This is a genomic window from uncultured Meiothermus sp. (assembly GCF_937863175.1).
In the GTDB taxonomy this organism is placed as follows: domain Bacteria; phylum Deinococcota; class Deinococci; order Deinococcales; family Thermaceae; genus Meiothermus.
This window is the reverse complement of sequence record NZ_CALMCQ010000182.1, coordinates 1-5,953: the sequence shown is the minus strand read 5'-3', so window position 1 is coordinate 5,953 and position 5,953 is coordinate 1. Positions and strand designations below refer to the sequence as shown.

Below are 5,953 nucleotides of genomic sequence, written 5' to 3'. Positions count from 1 at the left end.
CCTGTGGCGCCGCAGGGGCTGCGGCCTGGGCCTGACCCTGCTGGGCAGGGGGGGCTGCAGGGCCTTGCGCCTGGGCTGCGATGGTCTTGCCCAGGACCTCGGCGAGTTCGTTGGCACGGGCATGCGACAGGGCGAAAGACTTTTGTACAACCGGAATGGCGGTTACGGTAGCCCGTGGCACATCAATTCGTTGCAGGATGGCCAGGGCTTCGGCCTGCTGGCGGGCCGTACCGGTGATGACCAGGGCATTCTGCCCGGGGGCAGCCCGCACCGTAATGCCGGGAACTTCTTGCTGGATGAAGGCAGCCAGGGCTGCGGGGTCGCCGGATCGTACCTGGTAAAATTCGCGAACCACCGGCTCACCGGGTTGTGCGGTGGGCTGGGCGGTCTGCCCGCGTGCCCGATCCACCACTTCCCTGGTTCCCACCACGATCACGTTGTTATCGAGGAGGGCATAGGTGATGCGTCCGTCTCCATAGGTGTTGATCAGCAGATCCCAGACCTGACGGAAAGGCTTCTTGTCAATATCAGCCGTGACATTAATGCTGGGCACATCGCGCAGGATAGGGGAGAGTCCCACACTGCGGGCCAGGGCATCCAACAGGGTAGGTAAGGGTAGGTTGGTAGCAATGTTGCTAACGGGTTGGTCAAAGCGAGCATCCCTGGGCAAACTACCCTGGGCCAGCGCCAGACTCAACACCACCAAAAGGGCAAGAAAACGCTTCATCTTTTCACCGCCTAGGGGTTATCCATCGTCAGGTTCAGACTTTCCGAACCCTGTACCAAGAGGGCTTCCGTTGCGCTCAGGCTTCTGAGCAACACCTCACTGCCAGGTAGGGTGCGGCCCACTGGCAGCACCATAAACCCATCCTTGCTTTGGAAAATGGCCACGCTGGTAGGGCCAAGCACCACGCCCGAGAGCCTCAGGTTCTGCTCGCGCACGTAGCGGGCCAGGGTGCTCTCCTGCACAGCTTCCTGGCCCCTGGCCAGGTTGGTGCGGGGCTCGAGCACCTGGGCAAGTCGGGCGTCAATCTCAGCCCGTGCAAAGTCCAGGTTCCCGCTGCCAGCAGTGGTCGAGGCGGTAGCCACATCCAGGGCAGCCGCTTCTTTGGGGGTATCGCTAGCAGCAGTCAGTTCTCGATCCAGAGGCGCTAGCCGGATGGGCAGCAAACCCGCACCCAGGCTGACCGCGCCAGGCAAGCTGGTGCGGGAAGTACCCTGGGCCAGGCGAGCCTGACCGCTAGGCCCCGAGGGGGTGGCAGGAGTAGAGGGTGTAACGACCCCTGGGGTGGGCCGGGTGCCTGGCAGGCTGGGGCGCGGCAACGGAGTGGTGGGTTGGCGAACCTGTACCCGGGCCGCCTGGCTCGGGATGGGCACTGGTCGGCTGACGATGGCCGGGGCCGGTTGGGTCGGCTGGGCCACGGCGGCTGGAACGGTCTCCACAACCAGCGGCACGAAGGGGTTGGGCGGCACCGTTACCCGGGGCCGGGCCAGAGCCGCGCTGGCAGGGGTTTCACCCGGAGCCTCTGGCTCGGCGGGCCGGGTGGCTTCCGTAACCAGGAAAGGCAAGGGGAGCACCTCGAGGGGTCGGGCTGTGGCGGCGGGGGATGTACCAGGGGTGGTTGGGATCCCGGTCTGGACTGGCGCAGGGATGGCGGGCTGTTGTGCGGCCTGGTTGGGGCGGAAGAAGCCCATATACCAGGTGGCCACCGCCCCCACCAACAAAGCTGCTACCAGGGCCACCTTGGCCGACTGGGGCATGCGCTGGAGGAAGTTCATGGCTGACCTCCGGGTTGGCCAGGTTGTCCCCCCTGGGTTGGCTGGGCCTGACCCGTGAAGGTGTACACCGTCATGGTAAGGCTGGTGTTGATGGTGGGGTTATTGGCCTGATCCACGGTGGCGGCTGGCCCACTACCCCCAAGGGTCAGGTTCAGTCCGGAGACCGTAGCGAACCGCTGGAAGCCCTCGAGGTTCCGTAAAAACACATACAGCTCGGGGAAGGGTGACTCAACCTGCAAGGCCAGGTTGGTGGCCCGCACGTTGGCTACGCCCTGGTTGTCGCCTGCACCCCGGCTGAGGGTGCGCAAGACCACGCCACTCTCGCGCGCCTGCTGGGCCAGCGAGGCCAGGACCCGGCCCAGTTGTTCGGTGGGGGGCAGCTCGCGCAAGAACTGCTGGCGCTCGGCATCCAGGCGGGCGATGGTCTCGCGCAACTGGGGCAGCGCCCTCTGGGCTGCGCGGCCACGATCCCGCTCGACGGTCAGGCGGTCTACCTCGGATTGAATCTCGGGGATGCGGTTTTGCAAAGGCTGGGTTACCAGGAAGTACCACATCAGGCCCAGCAGCAAGGCCGCCACAATGGCGACAATGGCCCACTCGCGCTGGCCCATTCTAGCGAGAAGGGCTACCACTGTCTTCACCTCCTGTCGTGTTGCTAGCGGTGGCCTGGGGCTGGGCGATCAGACCCACGGTGGCCCCGAAGGTGTAGAGCTGCCGTTGCTGGTCGAGGTTGGCATTCTGGAAGTTGATGCCAAAACGAGGCGAGGTCTCGAAGGCTTCGACAAAGCGAATCAGGGCGTTCTGGCCGATGGCCTCGCCCTGGAGGTTGAACTCCACATTGACCGGCTTGCCGTCGTAAACGCCGTTTTGTACGTTGCTCTGGGTCTCCTGCGGGGTAAGGGCTTTGGTGCCGATGCTGCGCAGGGCGACCCCAAAGCGGCGGCCCTCCCGTGGGATCTGGTTGATGACCTGGGCCAGGTTGTCCGACCAGGGCACAAAGCGCTCGCGCAACTGGTTGCGCACTGTGAGCAACTGCTCGAGTTCGCGCTGCTGCTGGTTAAGGCGGTTTTGCTCGGCGATAAAGGGCCGTAGCACGTCCACTTCCACCTGCAACTGGTCGCGCTGGTTCTCCAGGGCCTGCACCTTAGAGAGGGTGGAAAAGTGAAGAAAAGCGACCGTCCCCAGCACGGCCAGCACCGTAGCGACAGCGGCCAACCGCCACCAGCCAGGCTCGACCCGGCGGCGCAGGTTTTTGGGGAGGAGATTGAGTTTAATCAAGCGGGTTCACCCCCCGTAGCGCCAGGCCCACCGGCACTGTGAATTCCGGCGATAGACTGCGCAGGTATTCCAGGTCGAAGCGGCTCTTGTCAATCTGGATGCTCTGCCAGGGGTCGGCGATTTCCAGTGGAATGCCCAGCGTATCGGCCAGCAGCGGCACCAGGCTGCGCAGTTTGCTGCCCCCGCCCGCCACAAAGCCCTGATCTACTCCCAGATCGCCCACCTGCACCCGGAAAAACTCCAGGCTTCGGCGCAACTCGGTAGTAAGCTCGACCAGCACCGGGCGGATCGCATCGTACATGCGGGCCGGATTGAACCGCTCGCGCTCAGCATCAAAGTCCAGGAGCAGGTCTTCGTCCTCGGTGGGGATGGTAGCCAGACCGTAGTTCTTCTTGGCATCCTCGGCGGCCACCACATCAAGGTTGAAGGCCTTGGAGATGGCGGCGGTGAAGTCTTTGCCCGAGAGGTTGATCACACGGTTCAAGAGCAGCCGCTCGCCCCGGGTCAGCACCAGGGCAGAGGACTCGGCCCCTATTTCCAGAAACAGCGTGATGGGCTCGCGGTCGGTGGCCCGCAACCGGCTATCCAGGGTGCGCAATCCGGCGAAGGGCTTCACATCAATGATGAGCGGTTCCAGGCCAGCGGCCTTGAGGGCCTCAACCAGGCTGGCCACGGTTTCTTGCCGGGCGGCCCCCACCACCACGTCCATCTGCTCGCCATCCGGAACAGCTTCCGCTAGATCCAGGGGTGCGTAATCCAGGACTACCTCGTCAATCGGGAAAGGAATGTAGCGCTCGGCCTCCCAGCGCACGGCCTCCTCGAGCTGCTTGATGGGCATCTTGGGCACCTGCAAGGTACGGGTAATTACCGCCAGGTTGCTGGCAGCCGTAACCACATACCGTTTGCGTGTACGCATTTCGGCCAGCATCTCTTTGATCACATCGGCCAGAGCGCCCGGTTCGGTAATTGAACCCTCCTGAATAACCCCCGGAGGTGTTGGCCTGATGCTCAGGTTCTTCAGGCTGGGGGGATTACCGGACAGCTCGACCATCTTGATGTTGGCCGATCCAATCTCGAGACCAAGTGCCTCGACCCTGGGTCTCAGCAACCCGCCAAAAAAATCACGCACGCTGCCCCCTTTCCCACACGAATCTCAAACTAGGTGTAAGTATAGCACGGTAAATCTGTGTAGCAGCGCTCATATTGACTACTGTAGCCCAGGTCCAAACATCGGGACGGTGCATTTGACCATTGCTTCTTAACCAAATCGGTTCGAGGGCCCATTATACGACGTAATGGCGTGTGATCCACGGGTTTTTGCCTTGCTCGAGCCGGGCCTTCGGTAGGGAGTATAAAGGCGCAGGGTTTCTCATAAAGCCCTGGCCACCGCTCCGGCAAACTGGAGGGTGTTCGCACTACCGCCGAGGTCGGGGGTGCGGGGGCCTTGCTCCAGTACCTTGTCTACAGCGGCTTCCACTCTGCGGGCCGTTTCGTGCTCGCCGAGGTGCTCGAGCATCATCACCGCCGACAGGATGGTGGCAGCCGGGTTGGCGATGCCCTTTCCGGCAATGTCTGGCGCACTGCCGTGTACGGGCTCAAAGACCGCAAGTTCGGCGCCGATATTGCCACTGGCCGCGATGCCGAGTCCTCCTACCAGCCCGGCGGTGAGGTCGGAGATGATATCGCCAAACAGGTTGGTGGTCACGATCACATCGAAGCGCTCGGGGTTGCGTACCAACTGCATGGCACAGTTGTCAATAATGATGTCCTGCGTTTTGACCTCTGGAAACCGGGCGGCCTCTCCCAGCACGGTGTTCATAAACAGGCCCTGGGTCATGGGCAGCACGTTGGCTTTGTGAGCCACGTGGAGCTGCCTGCGCGGGCGGCTGGCAGCCAACCTTGCGGCATACTCGCCGATGCGGGCGCTGGCCTTACGGGTAATGACCGTATCGGCAATGGCGATATCGCCCCCCAGGTAGCTGCGTTCCTGCTCCACATACAGCCCTTCGGTGTTCTCGCGTACCACGATCAGGTCTACGCCAGGCCTCGAGCCCGGCACGGGGTGGTGTTTGGCCGGGCGCACGTTGGCGAACAAATCCAGCTTGCGTCGCAGGTAGCGGATGGCCCCAAAAAACCCAGGAACTTTTCGGGTAGGGCTGGTGGCCGCGCCAAACAGGGTCGCGTCGGTTCGGGCGACGGCCTCGAGGGTCTCGTCGGGAACCGAAATGCCTGTTCGCTCGAAGGTTTCCCAGCCCGCATGGGCTTCGATAAATTCGAGTTTGAGTCCAGTAGCCTCCAATACCAGCCTGGCCGCTGGAATCACTTCATGACCGATACCGTCACCTTCAATCAAACAAATCTGGTAGCTTTCGCTCACACTATCACCGCTGCCATTCTAACCAACGGTCTCGCTGGAGGGTTTGCTTTTATTTACACTCAGTATATAAATTGGTGTGTAAAGTGACGATGGCAACAATTCTTGCTATAAAGAGCTGGAGGGATTGCTGCCAAGATTTATGCGTTGCATTCGTCAGGTAGATCAGACCGATTGCGGCCCGGCTGCATTGGCCACGGTGCTCGCCAGCTACGGCAGATTTGAACCCATCTACCGGCTGCGCGACTGGGCCGGTACCACCCAGTCTGGCACCAGTCTGCCGGGTATGACTCGGGCGGCGAAAAGCGCGGGCCTCGAGGCCCGCGCTTTTCAGGCTGACCTCGAGGGTCTTGCCAGGGTCGAACTCCCCGCCGTTTTGCACTGGGAACACAACCATTATGTGGTTCTGGTGCGCCTGACCCGCAGTCGCGCCCACATTGCCGACCCTGCTACTGGCCTGCGCCGGGCTGGTCTGGAGGAACTCAGGCGAAAGTGGACCGGCAGGCTGCTCACCCTGCGCCC

General features: G+C 62.4%; 7 protein-coding genes. 1 reads left to right on the top strand and 6 read right to left on the bottom strand.

From position 1 onward, the window contains the following. The 6 genes from Q0288_RS07050 to Q0288_RS07025 form a co-directional block, all read right to left on the bottom strand. Positions 1-727 (bottom strand): secretin N-terminal domain-containing protein (locus tag Q0288_RS07050; RefSeq protein WP_299429119.1); only part of this gene is annotated, 727 nt, incomplete at its 3' end. Between the two features lie 11 nt (positions 728-738). Continuing rightward, positions 739-1,779, bottom strand: a complete 1,041-nt coding sequence (locus tag Q0288_RS07045; RefSeq protein ID WP_299429117.1) for a hypothetical protein — start codon at positions 1,777-1,779, stop codon at positions 739-741. Beyond that, positions 1,776-2,411, bottom strand: a complete 636-nt coding sequence (gene pilO, locus Q0288_RS07040) for a type 4a pilus biogenesis protein PilO (RefSeq protein WP_299429115.1) — start codon at positions 2,409-2,411, stop codon at positions 1,776-1,778. The genes Q0288_RS07045 and pilO overlap by 4 nt, the downstream gene beginning before the upstream one ends. Then, entirely contained in the window at positions 2,392-3,057 is a 666-nt protein-coding gene (locus Q0288_RS07035; RefSeq protein ID WP_299429113.1) for a flagellar protein FliT, read from the bottom strand. The genes pilO and Q0288_RS07035 overlap by 20 nt, the downstream gene beginning before the upstream one ends. Further along, a complete protein-coding gene (gene pilM / locus Q0288_RS07030) occupies positions 3,050-4,186 on the bottom strand; it encodes a type IV pilus assembly protein PilM (protein WP_299429111.1) in 1,137 nt (378 codons plus the stop codon). Before pilM ends, Q0288_RS07035 begins: the two co-directional genes overlap by 8 nt. 240 nt (positions 4,187-4,426) lie before the next feature. Further along, complete coding sequence (locus tag Q0288_RS07025) at positions 4,427-5,434, bottom strand: isocitrate/isopropylmalate dehydrogenase family protein (protein ID WP_299429109.1); 1,008 nt, start codon at positions 5,432-5,434, stop codon at positions 4,427-4,429. 139 nt (positions 5,435-5,573) lie between these two features. Between Q0288_RS07025 and Q0288_RS07020 the strand changes: the two genes are divergently transcribed. Beyond that, a partial coding sequence (locus Q0288_RS07020) for a cysteine peptidase family C39 domain-containing protein (protein WP_299429108.1) occupies positions 5,574-5,953 on the top strand: 380 nt, incomplete at its 3' end.